The organism is Streptomyces sp. JN8 (assembly GCF_055808075.1).
Genome location: NZ_CM147852.1, coordinates 4408841 through 4421480 on the forward strand (window position 1 = coordinate 4408841; position 12640 = coordinate 4421480).

General features: G+C 73.3%; 18 protein-coding genes. 5 read left to right on the forward strand and 13 right to left on the reverse strand.

Annotation, left to right across the window (positions count from 1 at the left end):
• Nucleotides 1–57: 57 nt before the first annotated feature.
• Both ACY0MR_RS19385 and ACY0MR_RS19390 read left to right on the forward strand, forming a co-directional pair.
• Nucleotides 58–657, forward strand: a complete 600-nt coding sequence (locus tag ACY0MR_RS19385; protein ID WP_361849713.1) for an MBL fold metallo-hydrolase — start codon at nt 58–60, stop codon at nt 655–657.
• Nucleotides 658–696: 39 nt separating this feature from the next.
• Nucleotides 697–1056, forward strand: coding sequence for a hypothetical protein (locus ACY0MR_RS19390; protein WP_388801774.1), 360 nt, complete (start codon nt 697–699; stop codon nt 1054–1056).
• Here ACY0MR_RS19390 and ACY0MR_RS19395 read toward each other — a convergent pair.
• From ACY0MR_RS19395 to ACY0MR_RS19420, 6 genes are all read right to left on the reverse strand, one after another.
• Nucleotides 1041–1409 carry an SCO5918 family protein gene (locus ACY0MR_RS19395; protein WP_473554345.1) on the reverse strand — a complete coding sequence of 123 codons (369 nt, stop codon included), beginning with the start codon at nt 1407–1409 and terminating at the stop codon, nt 1041–1043. The genes ACY0MR_RS19390 and ACY0MR_RS19395 overlap by 16 nt on opposite strands.
• Before the next feature lie 127 nt (nt 1410–1536).
• Nucleotides 1537–1740 carry a cold-shock protein gene (locus ACY0MR_RS19400; protein WP_361849709.1) on the reverse strand — a complete coding sequence of 68 codons (204 nt, stop codon included), beginning with the start codon at nt 1738–1740 and terminating at the stop codon, nt 1537–1539.
• 453 nt (nt 1741–2193) lie between these two features.
• The gene (locus tag ACY0MR_RS19405; RefSeq protein ID WP_388801768.1) at nt 2194–2685 is read right to left on the reverse strand and encodes an iron chaperone; all 492 of its coding nucleotides are present in this window, start codon (nt 2683–2685) and stop codon (nt 2194–2196) included.
• 99 nt (nt 2686–2784) lie between these two features.
• Complete coding sequence (locus ACY0MR_RS19410) at nt 2785–3225, reverse strand: helix-turn-helix transcriptional regulator (RefSeq protein ID WP_404083782.1); 441 nt, start codon at nt 3223–3225, stop codon at nt 2785–2787.
• Between the two features lie 31 nt (nt 3226–3256).
• Nucleotides 3257–3667 carry a VOC family protein gene (locus ACY0MR_RS19415; RefSeq protein ID WP_361849703.1) on the reverse strand — a complete coding sequence of 137 codons (411 nt, stop codon included), beginning with the start codon at nt 3665–3667 and terminating at the stop codon, nt 3257–3259.
• 142 nt (nt 3668–3809) lie between these two features.
• Nucleotides 3810–4283 (reverse strand): hypothetical protein, encoded by a 474-nt coding sequence (locus ACY0MR_RS19420; RefSeq protein ID WP_473554348.1) that lies wholly within the window; start codon nt 4281–4283, stop codon nt 3810–3812.
• A gap of 150 nt (nt 4284–4433) precedes the next feature.
• Here ACY0MR_RS19420 and sigJ point away from each other — a divergent pair, with 150 nt between their 5' ends.
• A complete protein-coding gene (gene sigJ / locus ACY0MR_RS19425) occupies nt 4434–5366 on the forward strand; it encodes an RNA polymerase sigma factor SigJ (RefSeq protein ID WP_473554351.1) in 933 nt (310 codons plus the stop codon).
• Nucleotides 5367–5441: 75 nt separating this feature from the next.
• Here the strand turns inward: sigJ and ACY0MR_RS19430 are convergent, their stop codons facing one another.
• The 4 genes from ACY0MR_RS19430 to ACY0MR_RS19445 form a co-directional block, all read right to left on the reverse strand.
• Nucleotides 5442–6635: an NAD(P)/FAD-dependent oxidoreductase gene (locus tag ACY0MR_RS19430; protein ID WP_473554353.1), complete on the reverse strand. Its 1194-nt coding sequence runs from the start codon at nt 6633–6635 to the stop codon at nt 5442–5444.
• Nucleotides 6636–6716: 81 nt separating this feature from the next.
• Nucleotides 6717–7661 carry an RNA polymerase sigma-70 factor gene (locus tag ACY0MR_RS19435; protein ID WP_473554355.1) on the reverse strand — a complete coding sequence of 315 codons (945 nt, stop codon included), beginning with the start codon at nt 7659–7661 and terminating at the stop codon, nt 6717–6719.
• A 191-nt stretch (nt 7662–7852) separates the two neighbouring features.
• On the reverse strand, nt 7853–8272 hold the full coding sequence (locus ACY0MR_RS19440; protein ID WP_404083772.1) for an SRPBCC family protein: 420 nt from the start codon (nt 8270–8272) through the stop codon (nt 7853–7855).
• Nucleotides 8273–8311: 39 nt separating this feature from the next.
• Nucleotides 8312–9322 (reverse strand): aldo/keto reductase, encoded by a 1011-nt coding sequence (locus ACY0MR_RS19445; protein WP_388801746.1) that lies wholly within the window; start codon nt 9320–9322, stop codon nt 8312–8314.
• Between the two features lie 260 nt (nt 9323–9582).
• Here ACY0MR_RS19445 and ACY0MR_RS19450 point away from each other — a divergent pair, with 260 nt between their 5' ends.
• On the forward strand, nt 9583–10416 hold the full coding sequence (locus ACY0MR_RS19450; protein WP_403315085.1) for an L-threonylcarbamoyladenylate synthase: 834 nt from the start codon (nt 9583–9585) through the stop codon (nt 10414–10416).
• Between the two features lie 312 nt (nt 10417–10728).
• Nucleotides 10729–11559, forward strand: coding sequence for a hypothetical protein (locus ACY0MR_RS19455; RefSeq protein WP_473554359.1), 831 nt, complete (start codon nt 10729–10731; stop codon nt 11557–11559).
• A gap of 170 nt (nt 11560–11729) precedes the next feature.
• On the opposite strand, the gene ACY0MR_RS19460 is transcribed toward ACY0MR_RS19455, so the two are convergent.
• The 3 genes from ACY0MR_RS19460 to ACY0MR_RS19470 all read right to left on the reverse strand — a co-directional run bounded on the left by ACY0MR_RS19460 (nt 11730) and on the right by ACY0MR_RS19470 (nt 12639).
• Nucleotides 11730–12002: a hypothetical protein gene (locus tag ACY0MR_RS19460; RefSeq protein ID WP_473554361.1), complete on the reverse strand. Its 273-nt coding sequence runs from the start codon at nt 12000–12002 to the stop codon at nt 11730–11732.
• A gap of 41 nt (nt 12003–12043) precedes the next feature.
• The gene (locus ACY0MR_RS19465) at nt 12044–12310 is read right to left on the reverse strand and encodes a hypothetical protein (protein ID WP_473554364.1); all 267 of its coding nucleotides are present in this window, start codon (nt 12308–12310) and stop codon (nt 12044–12046) included.
• Between the two features lie 101 nt (nt 12311–12411).
• Entirely contained in the window at nt 12412–12639 is a 228-nt protein-coding gene (locus ACY0MR_RS19470) for a hypothetical protein (protein WP_473554365.1), read from the reverse strand.
• Nucleotide 12640 lies beyond the last annotated feature (1 nt).

Consider the following 12640-nt stretch of genomic DNA (forward strand, 5'->3'; position numbering starts at 1 on the left):
GATCGGTGGCAGCACGGCCACTCGTGAACGAACGCCGTCCGCAGAAGACTTGGGGCCATGACGAACCACGACGCACCCGCCGCCCGCACCGCCGCCCACACCGTCCTGACCACCGGCTACACGCTCTCCACGGGGCCCGGGGTCGCCGCCACCGTCTCGTACGTGCGGGACGGCGACCTGCACGTCGTCGTCGACCCCGGCATGGTGGCGAGCCGCGACCGGATCCTCGGCCCGCTCGCCGAACTCGGCCTGGGGCCGGACGACATCACCGACGTGGTGCTCAGCCACCACCACCCCGACAACACCATGAACGTCGGCCTGTTCGGCCGGGCCCGCGTCCACGACCACAAGGCGATCTACCGGAACGACCAGTGGACCGACCGCGACGCCGAAGGCCACGAACTGTCCCCCTCGCTGCGGCTGATCCGCACCCCCGGACACAGCCCGGAGGACATCACCCTGCTCGCCGGCACCGCCGAGGGCGTCGTCGCCTTCGTGGGCGACCTGTGGTGGCGGCCGAACGGCCCGGTCGAGGACCCGGTGGCCCCCGACCACACGCTCCTCAAGGACTCCCGGCTCCGCGTCCTGGCCGCGGCCGACGTGATCGTGCCCGGTCACGGCCCGGCGTTCCCGGCGGACGAGTCGGCGCCGCTGTAGCGGGGGCCCCGCCCGGGCGGCCGCCTAGAATGGACTTCCATGTCGAAGCCTGACGAGCTGCTCGTCGACCTTGCCGCCACGGTGGAGTCCGGGCAGAGCAATCAGATGTCCCTGACGGTGGTCGTGGGAGGGGTCGTCCTCACCGGCCGGCTGGCCCCCGAAGCCCTGTGGCGGCAGCGGGTGTCCGAGGTCCTGACGGACTCCGCCCGGCTGGGCGAGTTCTCCGGTGTCTTCAGCCCCTCCGCCCGTGCCGACGGGCCGCCCACCCACCTGCACTTCCACCTCGCCCGCATCCTCCAGGGCACGGTCGGCATCCCGGAGACCGGCGGTATGTACCGGGTCGCCCTCGACGACGTCAGCGCGTGGACGGTGGGCGACTTCAGCTACTCCGACCACTGAGGGTCGGAGAAGACCGTCCCCGTCGCGTCGGCCGCCCCGGCCGCCCCCGTCGTGTCGGCGGTCTCCGCCGCGTCGGCGGTCTCCGTCGGCCCGGCGGCGGGTGCGGCCTGCTCGCCCGCGGTGACCGTGGTGCAGGTGAAGCCGAGCTTCGTCATGGCCCGGACGACCTCGCCCGCGCTGAAGTCACGGCGGTCCTGGCGGGTGACGGCCTCGCCGACCTGCTTCACGGGGTACTGGCGCCGTCCGATGACGACGACGTCGCCGACGGCGGGTTCGGGCTTGATCCCCTTCATGGACGCGATGACGCCCGCCTTGGTCAGTTCGAACGGGAAGCGGGCGATGACACAACGCATGGTGACTCCTGCGGATGGAGGGGCCGGAAGGGGCCGGCGGGCGATTCCCGCAGCCGGGCTGGCAAAGGGCTGGGGCCCGCACCCCGAAGGTGCGGGCCCCAGTCTGTCTGTGCGTCGGCGCCGGACGTCAGGCGGGGACGATGTTCTCGGCGGTCGGGCCCTTCTGACCCTGTGCGACGTCGAACGTCACCTTCTGGCCCTCCTGCAGTTCACGGAAGCCGGAGGCGGCGATGTTCGAATAGTGCGCGAAGACGTCGGGACCGCCGCCGTCCTGCTCGATGAAACCGAAGCCCTTTTCAGAGTTGAACCACTTCACGGTACCGGTCGCCATGCCAGACGCTCCTTCGGGGCTTTGCGCGGAACGCACCTCGTGTGCGCCCCGTCCTGCTGCGATGATCGCCCCGTCCGGAAAAAGCCCGGAAAAGAAAAAGGGTGCCCGGCGCCGGAAGGACCGGACGGGCACTCGTACGTTCGGGACCCACAACTGCAACTGATATCGACACTAGCACGGTGGGCCCGGGCGTGCGGGGCGAAGAATTCCCCCGGTGTTATCCCGTGTGTTTACACGACGAATATTCACCGCGCGTAGCCCGGAATTCCCCCGGCCCGGGGCCGGGCATTCGCCCGCGGCGGGCGCGGGTCCCGCCGCGCGCGGTACGCGGCGAGGGCCACGGCCCGGCGGTCGCGGACCGGGTCCGGTGGTCACGGACCTGCCCCGGCGGTCGCGGGCCGCGACCGCCGGTCACGGCCCTGACGGCACCCGCCGACCGGGCGCCCCGCGCGGTCAGGCGGCGGCCTGCGCGATGAGCGCGGCGATCCGGGTCTCGTCGGCGGGGGTGAGCTCGGTCAGGGCGAAGCTGGTCGCCCACATGCTGCCCTCGTCGAGCCGGGCGAGGTCGCTGAAGCCGAGGGTGGCGTAGCGGGCCTTGAACTTCTCCGCGCTCTGGAAGAAGCAGACGACCTTGCCGGCCTTGGCGTACGCGGGCATCCCGTACCAGGTCTTCGGCGCCAGCTCCGGCGCGTGCTCCTTGACGAGCGCGTGGATCCGCTCGGCCAGCGCGCGGTCGGCCTCCGTCATCTCGGCGATCTTCGCCAGGACGTCGGCCTCGCCGTCGGCCTTGGAGGAGCGGCCGGCGCGCCGCGCGGTGCCCTTGAGCTCCGAGGCGCGCTCCTTCATCGCCTCGCGCTCCTCCTCGGTGAAGCCGTCGTACTTCGCGCCGCTCCCGGCCTCGGCGGCGCTGCCGGTGCTCTTGGTGGACGACCGCGTGTTCGGCATGACGGGGTTCCTCTCGCAGGGCTGGGGTGGGGAGGGAGACGCGGCCTCCGGTCCGCCCCCTGAAGGGCGACCGGGGCGAGCGCGTCCACGGGAACCACGCTAGGCGCGGGCGGTGACCGCCGCTTCTCGATTCCTGACCGGTCGCGAGACCTGCTTCGCCACGCACGAGGGCAGCCCGGCCTCGCCGCCGGCGACCTGGCGCCGGTAGACGCCGGGCGAGACGCCGACGAGCTCGGTGAAGCGGGTGCTGAAGGTGCCGAGCGACGAGCAGCCGACCGTGAAGCAGACGTCGGTGACGCTGAGGTCGCCCCGCTGGAGCAGCGCCATGGCGCGCTCGATGCGCCGGGTCATCAGGTACGAGTACGGGGCCTCGCCGTAGGCCTGCTTGAACTGCCGGCTGAGGTGCCCGGCCGACATGTTCACCCCGCGGGCGAGCGCCTCGACGTCCAGCGGTTCGGCGTACTCCCGGTCGATCCGGTCGCGAACGCGGCGCAGTCGCGCCAGGTCGCTGAGGCGCTGCGCCTCGGTCAGTGCGCTCATCCACGCAGGATGACACATGGCGGGAGTCCCTTCAGCGGAGTTGCTGGATGCGGACGAGGTTGCCCGCGGGGTCGCGGAAGGCGCAGTCCCGCACGCCGTACGGCTGGTCGGTCGGCTCCTGGACCACCTCGACGTCCCCGGCCTGCACCTTCTCGAAGACGGCGTCGAGGTCGGGGGCGGCGAGCAGGATCCAGCCGTAGGTGCCCTTGGCCATCATCTCGGCGATGGTGCGCCGCTCGGCGTCGGTGACCCCCGGGTCGGCGCCGGGCGGTGCGAGCAGGATCGACGTACCGGGCTGCCCGACGGGCCCGACGGTGATCCAGCGGGTCCGGCCCTGGCCGACGTCGCTGCGCACCTCGAAGCCGAGGGCGTCCCGGTAGAAGGCCAGGGAGGCGTCGGGGTCCTCGTGCGGGAGGACGGTGGTGTGAATGGTGATGTCCATGCCCACCACGCTAGTTGGGGCCGTCCGGCGCCGCTTCTCGATTCCTGACGTGTACGGCGGAGGGGGGCGGCGGCTCCCGTCCCCCGGCCCGCGGGCCGTCGCGCCGGCCCTCCTGCTCCGCCCCTGCCTGCTCCGCCCGTGCCTACTCCGCCCGCGCCTCCTCCGGCCGCGTCCGCCGGAGCGCGACCCGGCCGAGGTCGAGCATGCTCAGGCCGAACATCAGCACGCCCAGCGGCAGATGGACCTCCATCACGTGCAGGACGCCCGCCACCACCTGGAGGGTGCCGAGGACCAGGAAGCCGGTCGCGAAGAGGACCGGCCGGGCCGGGGCGCCGCCGGGGCGCCACGCCAGCACCGCGGCGAGCAGGTAGAGCATCGACATCGCGTACATGCCGCGGGACCCGATGTCGTGCAGGGTCGCTCCGACCTGCGAGGACATCGCCATCCCGGCCGTGACCGCCTGGAAGAGGATGCTGACCGTCTGCAGGCCGACCGAGACGCGTACGAACCCCGCGAACCGGCCGCCGTCCCCCCGCCCCGCCGCCGCGGTCACCGCCGCTGCCGTGCCCGCCGTGCCCGCCGTGCCCGCCGTCTGCTCCGTCGTCCGCGTGGCCATGATGATCCCATCCTTCCGCCGTCGGTCGCTCTCTCGACGGTCCGACGACGCAGCCCCCGAGAATGTGAGGCGCCGCGGCGGGGTTACGGAGTGACGTGCGTCTCGCCGATCATGGCGGGCGCGGGAACGAACGAGGGGGACACCATCACCATGAGCAGCGGCCGTACGGAACCGGCAGGCGGGCTCCCGCCCGCCACCGCCCGACCCGAGGGCGAGTACCGGCAGTTGATCCACGTCGCCTACCGGCTGCTGGGCTCCCTCGCCGAGGCCGAGGACGCCGTCCAGGAGGCCTTCGTCCGCTGGTACGCCCTGCCGGACCGGCAGCGGGCGGCCGTCGAGGTGCCCGGCGCCTGGCTGACGACGGTGGTCGGGCGCATCTGCCTCGACGTCCTCGGCTCGGCGCGGGCGCGGCGCGAGCGGTACGTGGGCGCGTGGATCCCGGAGCCGCTGCCCGACACGCTGGGCCGGCCCACCGGCCGGTCGGGCGACGCCGGGACCGACCCCGCCGAGCGGATCGCCCTCGACGAGTCGCTGGACATGGCGTTCCTCGTCGTCCTCGAAGCCATGACCCCGGCCGAGCGGGTGGCGTTCGTCCTCCACGACGTCTTCCGCTACCCCTTCACGGAGCTGGCCACGATCATCGGCCGCACCCCGGCGGCGTGCCGGCAGCTCGCCTCCTCGGCCCGCCGCCGGGTGCGGGCGGCCCGGACGCCCGTGCCGCCGACGGGGCTGCAGGCCCGAGTCGTCAAGGACTTCAAGCAGGCGTGGGAGGCCCAGGACATCGCGGCCCTCGTCGGCCTGCTCACCCCCGACGCCACCGTGGTGGTGGACGGCGGAGGGCTGGTCGGCGCGGCGCTGCGCCCGATCACCGGCGCCGGGGAGATCGCCCGGTACCTCGTCGCGATCGGCGACATGGCGCCCGGCACGACCCTCCGGCTCCAGTCGGTCAACGGCCGTCCCGGCCTGGTGGCCCGCCGCGGCGGCACGGTCGTGACGGTGGCGGCGTTCGGCCTCGCGGACGGCCGGATCACGCGCATCTGGGCGGTCCGCAACCCGGAGAAGCTCCAGGCCTGGACGGAGTGAGCCGGGCGCGCCGCGGACCCGCGGCCCCGGCGGCGGGCCGGGCCGGGCCGCCCGGCGGTCGACGGAGAGGCCGCCTCACCGGGTGGCGAGGCGCGGCGCGGCCGGCGCGGCGCTCGGCACCAGCCGCCGCCGGCGGCTCGGCATCAGCATCGTCGGGTGGGAGACGCTCCAGGCCGCGCCCGAGCAGATGAACTCCTTGATCCGGGCGCCGAGGCGGCCCGTGACGACCGTGGACGTGACCTCGTCCGCGTGGGTCACCTTCTGGAACACCGCGTCCCGGCGTCCCAGGCTGATGCACTGCGCGGCGTAGCCGATCGTGTTCTCGGGGACCTTGCGGCCGGTCAGCCGCGCGGCGAGCGAGTCCGCCGCCTGCCAGGCCATCGGGCTGGCCGTGGCGCAGGACATCCGCAGCGGCCTGCCCCCCGGCCCCTCGGCGAGCGCGGCGTCGCCGACGGCGTACACATCGGGGTGGGAGACCGAGCGCATGCCGGCGTCCACCACGATCCGCCCGGTGTCGGACACCTCCAGCGTCGTGGCGGCGGCGATCGGGTGGACGGCGAAGCCCGCGGTCCACACGGTCAACCGGGCCGGGATCTCCCGGCCTTCGCCGGTGACGACCCGGTGGGCCTCGACGCGGGCGACGTCGGCGTTCTCGTGGACGGTGACGCCGAGCCGCTCGAAGACGGTGTGCAGGTGGTTCCGGGCCTTCTCGCTGAGGCGGCCGCCGACGGTGCCGCGGGCGGCGAGGGCGACGTCGAGGTCGGGACGGGCCTCGGCGATCTCGGTGGCCGCCTCGATGCCGGTCAGGCCGCCGCCGACGATCAGGACGGTGGCGCCCGGCTCCAACCCGGCCAGACGCGCCCGCAGCCGCAGGGCGTCCTGCCGGCCCGAGACGCCGTGGGCGTGCTCGGCGGCACCGGGGACGTCGAGGGCGCCGGCGGTGCTCCCCAGGGCGTACACGAGGCTGTCGTAGCCGAGGGTCTCGGCGCCCTGCTCGCCGGCGACGTCGACGGTCCTGCGGTCCACGTCGACGGAGGTGACCCGGGCCGGCCGGAGCCGTACGCCGGTGCCCGCGTAGATGTCGCGGAGCGGGCGGCTGGGCAGGTCCTGTCCGGTGGCGAGCTGGTGCAGGCGCACCCGCTCGACGAAGTCGGTCTCGGCGTTGACGAGGGTGATCTCGACGTCGTCGCGGTGCAGCCGCCTGGCGAGGCGGCCGGCGGCGATCGCTCCGGCGTATCCGGCTCCGAGGACGACGATGCGGTGCTTCATGGCGGGCTCCCTATCCGGTTGGACTCACCTCCTGAACCGGACAGCCGCGCGATCCCTGACACCCGTCGGGTGTGACGTGGGTCACCACATCCTGGTGGGCGGTTCGTGGGGGCCCGCGGCGGCCCACCGGCGGGTGATGCGCTCCAGCTTGTCGGGGTTGACCTGGAGGTGGACCGCCTCGACGCCCTCGGGCGTCGGGTCGAGGCAGATGACGCCGATGATGCGGTCGCCGACGGCGACCAGCGCGGCCGGGCCGCCGTTGACGACGGCGGAGTGGACCACGGGTTCGCCGCCGGCGACGGCCCGCTTGGCGGCGTTCGGCCGGAACAGTCCCCGCAGGTAGCGGGCGATGCCGAGGGCGCCGAGGACCGGGGTCCGGCGGGCCGGGACCTTGGCCCCGCCGTCGGCGACGCCGACCGCGTCGACGGTGAGGAGCCGGATCAGCGGCTCGGTGTCGCCGCTGAGGGCGGCGGCGAGGAACTCCTCGACGACCTTCCGCGCGGCGGCGGCGTCGACCTCGGTGCGGGCCCGGTCGGTGGCGAGGTGCTGCTTGGCGCGCCGGTGGATCTGCTGGCAGTTGGCCTCGGTGAGGTCGAGGATGTCCGCGATCTCGCGGTGCGGGTGCCCGAAGGCCTCGCGCAGGACGTACACCGCCCGCTCGTTGGGCGTCAGCCGCTCCATGAGGGTGAGGACGGCGAGGGACACCGACTCGCGCTGCTCGGCGGTCTCGGCCGGGCCGAGCATGCGGTCGCCGGCCAGCACGGGCTCGGGGAGCCACTGGCCGACGTAGGTCTCGCGGCGGGCGCGCGCGGAGGTGAGCTGGTTGAGGCAGAGGTTGGTGAGCACCTTCGTCAGCCACGCCTCGGGCGTCTCGATGTGCTCCCGGTCCGCCGCGTGCCACCGTAGGTACGTCTCCTGCACGGCGTCCTCGGCGTCGCCGGCGGAGCCGAGCATGCGGTAGGCGATCGCCTCCAGGCGTCCCCGGGAACGCTCGAACAGATCGGCCTCGTACGTACGGAGCGACATCGCCCCATGATCGGGCCTGCCCCCGGGCCGCGTCCACCGCCGACGCACGGGCCGGAAGGGGCCGGAGGGCGCGGCCCGGCGTCGGAGGCCGGGGCCCGCCCGTCCGACCGAAGCCACCGGGTGCCACCCGGCGCTCTGCACGGCCGCGGCCCGGGCACGCGGGGGCGTGTCCGGGCCGTGCGGGCCGGGGCTCAGGCGGCGAGCGTCCGGTGGAGGGCGTCGAGGCCGTCGGTGTAGATGCCGGTGAAGAGGTCGACGACCTCCTCCTCGGTGGCGCCCCGCGGGGTGAAGCGGCCCGACCACTGGACCTCGGCGAGGTCGTCGCGGCCGTGGACCGCGTGGACCCGGAGGGTGGAGACGTAGTCCTCGACGGGGAACGGCGCTTCGAGGATGGCGTAGCTGTAGTGGCGGGAGGCCTCGTCGAAGGAGACCAGGCGCTCGACGATGACGTCGCCGTCGGGGTTGGTCAGCCGGCGGACCCGGCCGCCTTCGAGCGCGGTGCTCTCCGGGATGTACGGGAGCCAGTCGGGCAGCGCGCCGAAGCCGCCGACGAGGCGCCACACCGCGTCGGGCGGTGCGGGGACGGTGCGGGATACGGACGTGGAGGCCATGGTCGTCTCTCCTGGTGCCGGTGTGGGGGGATGCGGGCGTCAGGCGCCGTGCGGGAGCGGGGCCGCCGGGGAGACCAGGCCGGCCGCGCGGAGGTCGGTCCAGAACGCGGCCGGGACGCTCTCGTCCAGCGCGGCGGCGTCCTCGGCGATCCGGCCGGGCCGGGTGGCGCCCGGGACGACGGCGGCGGACGCGGGGTGCGCGAGGGAGAACTGCAGGGCGGCGGCCTTGATGCCGATGCCGTGCTTCTCGGTCAGCGCCTTCAGGCGGCCGACGCGCTCGACGATCCCGGCCGGGGCCTGCTGGTACTCGAAGTGGGTGCCGCCGGCGAGGACGCCGGAGCTGTACGGGCCGCCGACGACCATGTCGACGCCCTGCTCCTGGGCCAGCGGCAGCAGGCGGGTGAGGGCGTGCTCGTGGTCGAGGAGGGTGTAGCGGCCGGCGAGGAGGAAGCCGTCGGGCCGCGGCTCGTCCAGACCGAGGGTCAGCTCGACGGGCTCGGTCCTGTTCACCCCGAGGCCCCAGGCCTTGATGACGCCCTCGTCGCGGAGGCGCGACAGGACCCGGAAGGCGCCGGTGCGGGCCTCCTCGAACTTCCCCAGCCAGGCGTCGCCGTGGAAGTCCTGGGCGATGTCGTGGACCCAGACGATGTCGAGGCGGTCGGTGCCCAGGCGCTTGAGGCTGCCCTCGATGGAACGCTCGGTGGCGTCGGCGGTCCACTCGTGGAGGATCCGGTTCGGGTTGCCGTGCTCGAACAGCCCGCCCTTCTCGCCGAAGTCCGGCACGTCCGTCTCGTGCTCGTCGAGGACTACCCGGCCGACCTTGGTCGACAGGACGTAGGAGTCGCGGGGCTTGGCGGCCAGGACCTCGCCGAGCCGCTCCTCGGCGAGTCCGGCGCCGTAGAAGGGGGCGGTGTCGTAGAAGCGGACGCCGTGGTCCCAGGCGGCCTCGACGGTGGCGCGGGCCTCGTCGTCGGGGATCGCGCGGAACATGTTGCCGAGCGGGGCGGTCCCGAAGCCGAGCCGGCCGGGCAGGAGGTGCGTGAGAGACATGGAAGTGCCTTGCCTGTGTGGGGGGTGGGGGAGGTCGCGCGGTGTCCCGGCGAGGAGGGGTCCGGGTCCGGCGAGAACACCTGACAGAAGAAGACATTACTTGCAGACGCGGACTAATGCAAGAGCGGCATGAAAGCGCGCGCTCCCTAATCTTCTTCCCCGGGCGCGGCGGGCGGCTCCCCGGGTGGCCGCTCCGCGGGTGACCGCCGGGGGCACGGCTCGTTGCCGGAGCATCGACGAATACTTGCGGGAGGTGTGCGGTGGGCGGACAGCGGACGCGTACGGCTCGGGAACTGGTCCTGGGCCGGGCGGAGGACGTACGGAGGGCGGTCGAGGCACTCGGCGAGGGCGCCGCCGTGGCACACGGCTTCGGCAACTTCTACGCGATGACGGCCCGCGCCGACCGGGACGTCGTCGAGCGGATCAACCGGATCAAGGGGCGCCCGGCCGCCCAGGTCGGCAGCGTCACCACCGTCCGCGCCCGGGTGCGCTCGGTCTTCGACTGGACCCGCCTGCCGGACCAGCTGCCCCGCAGGCAGATCGAGGACCTGATGGAGGAACTGTTCACGCTGGGACCGTTCGGCTTCCGCGGCGCCGCGGCGCCGCACGTCCCGCCGCACCTCACCACCGTCCAGGACGGCGTGAACACCGTGCAGTTGATCGGCCCCGGCTACCGCTGCCCCTCTAACGGCTTCCTCGACGAGGCGCTGGAGCGCACCGGCGGCGGCTTCCTCTCCATCACCTCGGTCAACCGCTCCCGCCATCTGACCGGCGCGGCCCACGAACCGGCCCACTGGCGGGCCGAGGGGGTGGCGGAGGACTTCGGCGCCGAGCCGGACGTCCGCCTCCTCGCCCACGAGGACGAGGCCGCTGCCCGCCGCCGGCACCCGCACCACGCGTCGACCTCGACCACGGTGCTGTCCTTCCACCGCACGGCCGGCCACGGCCGCTCGGGCCTCCCCGCACTGGCCCTCGAACGGCACGGCTCCCTCTCCGCCGACCACACCCGCTCGATCGCCGCGAACCACGGCTTCGCCCTGGTCGTCCACCCCCGAGCAGAACACCGCCTCCCGACCCGCACGTACGGGGCCTGAACGGGGCGGGGGCGCCGGGAAGTGACGAAGCCCCAGGTCGCTGACCTGGGGCTTCGTAGAAGAGCGGATGACGGGAATCGAACCCGCGCTATAAGCTTGGGAATCACCGCTGCCTGAGGTGTCGATGTTCCCTCTGACCTGCGCATATCGGCCCTCAGGCGACTCGTGGCGAGGACTCTGACGCGCCCATGTTGACCGCTGTTCACCGCCGCTGAGGGCACGGATGGGGCACGTGCCCGCTGCCCTGCCGATGCCGGGCGCCTGGTCGGGTCCTCCCCGGTGCCGGCGGATTCCGCGGCTAGCCTCCGCATCATGTTGCGCATCGTCGACACCTGTACCGGCCACCTCGTGGAGATTCCCTCCGTACGCCGTCATCTGCTGAGCATCTGCGTCCACCTGCCGGCCGGCGACGCCGGGATCGGCCCGGTGGACCTGCGGGCGCTCCTGGTCGGTGACGTACTGGCGCGCACGGCGGAGCTGCACGGCCTGCAGTCCCGCACGTTCCTCACCACGCCGGACCTGCCGCACGAGCAGGCCCGGGAGCTTGATCACGCCAGGTCCGCTCTTGGTATCCACCCGCCCGACACCGGCGGTGTCCACCATCGGAACGGAACGCTCTGCGCCGCTGCCGACGTTCACGTCCACCCGTACGGGACCGCGGCACAGGACGCGGTCGGCGGGGTCCGTATCGACGTGGGCCAGGTCGGCTCGGCATTGGGGGAGAGGGGCGCCTCGGACTGTGCCCACCTCCCGTCCCCAGGGCTCCTGGGGGCCGTTGCCCCGGAGGGCGCCGATCCGCTGGCCATGAGGATGTTGATGCTCGGCCACGCCTACCGCACGCCGGTCCTCGTCACTGCCAATGCGCTCGAAGAGGCCCGGCGGACGCTGAGGGACTGGCGACAGCTGGTGGCCGACTGGGCACAGGAGCCGTCCCGGCCGATCCCTGCCGATGTGGTGCGACACGCCCATGACGTGCTGGCTGACGATCTCGGCGTCCCCGACGTCCTGGACGCGCTGCGCACCGTGGCGACGCGCGCCGACGTACCGGCCGGTGCCAAGTTCGAGACGTTCGCCTTCCTCGACCGCGTCCTCGGACTGGACCTCGCGCGCGAGGTGGGTCACCAGCACCGGGCGGCGACATGACGCCGGGTGCGCGGGCCTCGTCGCGGCGGTCGTGACAACGGCCCCAGCGCATTCACTCCGCCGAGGCCGCCCTTCCGGATCGCCACACGTGAGCGTGCTCGATCCACTTCCATCATACGACTGCGGGCTGGACAGGCCGAGAGGGAGAGCAGGGCCGTGGGCAGTCCGGCTCAGCCGCGTTCTTCCTCTTCGGCCTCCATGCGGCGGATTCCCTGGTGGGTCAGGGAGACCATCGCGGGGGTGTTGCCCGGTTCCCAGTCGACGGTGATCAGGTTCTCGCCGGCGAGGTACGTGCAGGCGGCGGCCAGGTCCTCCTCCGGGATCCGCAGGTCGTTCCGCAGCTTCCGCCCCGGCACTCCGAGGAGACGGTTGCCTTCGGTGGCTTCGTAGAGGGCGGTCAGGACCCGTTCGCGGTAGGTCTGTCGCTCGTGGAGTGTCGCCATGACCGGGTCCTTTCATGCGGATGCGGAACGGCCGACGCCCCTCACACCTCGTCGACGTGGGTGCCGGTGCGAGAGGACGGTCTGCTGGTGGCGAGCCAGGAGAGGGCGGGTTCCGCGCCGGATCCGGTGTCGACGGTGAGGTGGAGCCGTGTGCCGCCTTCTGGCACGGGATAGCTGCGCTGTTCCGCCCCGGCGAAGGAGCATCGGATCACTTGGGCGACCGCGCGGGCGGCTTCGGGGGTGGCGGCGACGATACGGATCTCGGCGTGTCCGGCCGACGGCAGGGCCGCGGTGTCGGTGGGGTGCAAGGTGCGTGGTCCCTTCGAGGGAGCGAGAGGCCGGCGGGTGGGTTGTCCCGGGTGTCGGGTGCCCCACCCGCGGCCTTCGGCCGGAGGAATGGTCTGGGAGATCAGGGCCAGGTGCCCGTCAGCCTGCGGCGGGAGGCTTGTCCTGCCGACACGTCCTTCTCCGTCGGGGTGGGGTGGCTGTGGCCCGGCGGCCGACGAATGGCTGGGAAGGGGTCGCCGAAGTGGTGGGCGGCGATGCGTGCGTCGTGCTGGTCGTTGAGCCGGTGGATCAGGCGCGTGCCGAGCGCGATCAGCAGGGCGATGACGGCGATGGTGATCAGGGTTTCCATG

What these genes read in the sequence shown, in the direction of transcription:
- ACY0MR_RS19460 (WP_473554361.1), bottom strand. Translation starts at nt 12,002, where the DNA reads ATGGCGACACTCCACGAGCGACAGACCTACCGCGAACGGGTCCTGACC.
- ACY0MR_RS19405 (WP_388801768.1), bottom strand. Translation starts at nt 2,685, where the DNA reads ATGCCGAACACGCGGTCGTCCACCAAGAGCACCGGCAGCGCCGCCGAG.
- ACY0MR_RS19415 (WP_361849703.1), bottom strand. Translation starts at nt 3,667, where the DNA reads ATGGACATCACCATTCACACCACCGTCCTCCCGCACGAGGACCCCGAC.
- ACY0MR_RS19410 (WP_404083782.1), bottom strand. Translation starts at nt 3,225, where the DNA reads ATGAGCGCACTGACCGAGGCGCAGCGCCTCAGCGACCTGGCGCGACTG.
- ACY0MR_RS19395 (WP_473554345.1), bottom strand. Translation starts at nt 1,409, where the DNA reads ATGCGTTGTGTCATCGCCCGCTTCCCGTTCGAACTGACCAAGGCGGGC.
- ACY0MR_RS19420 (WP_473554348.1), bottom strand. Translation starts at nt 4,283, where the DNA reads ATGGCCACGCGGACGACGGAGCAGACGGCGGGCACGGCGGGCACGGCG.
- ACY0MR_RS19390 (WP_388801774.1), top strand. Translation starts at nt 697, where the DNA reads ATGTCGAAGCCTGACGAGCTGCTCGTCGACCTTGCCGCCACGGTGGAG.
- sigJ (WP_473554351.1), top strand. Translation starts at nt 4,434, where the DNA reads ATGAGCAGCGGCCGTACGGAACCGGCAGGCGGGCTCCCGCCCGCCACC.
- ACY0MR_RS19400 (WP_361849709.1), bottom strand. Translation starts at nt 1,740, where the DNA reads ATGGCGACCGGTACCGTGAAGTGGTTCAACTCTGAAAAGGGCTTCGGT.
- ACY0MR_RS19385 (WP_361849713.1), top strand. Translation starts at nt 58, where the DNA reads ATGACGAACCACGACGCACCCGCCGCCCGCACCGCCGCCCACACCGTC.
- ACY0MR_RS19445 (WP_388801746.1), bottom strand. Translation starts at nt 9,322, where the DNA reads ATGTCTCTCACGCACCTCCTGCCCGGCCGGCTCGGCTTCGGGACCGCC.
- ACY0MR_RS19455 (WP_473554359.1), top strand. Translation starts at nt 10,729, where the DNA reads ATGTTGCGCATCGTCGACACCTGTACCGGCCACCTCGTGGAGATTCCC.
- ACY0MR_RS19430 (WP_473554353.1), bottom strand. Translation starts at nt 6,635, where the DNA reads ATGAAGCACCGCATCGTCGTCCTCGGAGCCGGATACGCCGGAGCGATC.
- ACY0MR_RS19470 (WP_473554365.1), bottom strand. Translation starts at nt 12,639, where the DNA reads ATGGAAACCCTGATCACCATCGCCGTCATCGCCCTGCTGATCGCGCTC.
- ACY0MR_RS19435 (WP_473554355.1), bottom strand. Translation starts at nt 7,661, where the DNA reads ATGTCGCTCCGTACGTACGAGGCCGATCTGTTCGAGCGTTCCCGGGGA.
- ACY0MR_RS19440 (WP_404083772.1), bottom strand. Translation starts at nt 8,272, where the DNA reads ATGGCCTCCACGTCCGTATCCCGCACCGTCCCCGCACCGCCCGACGCG.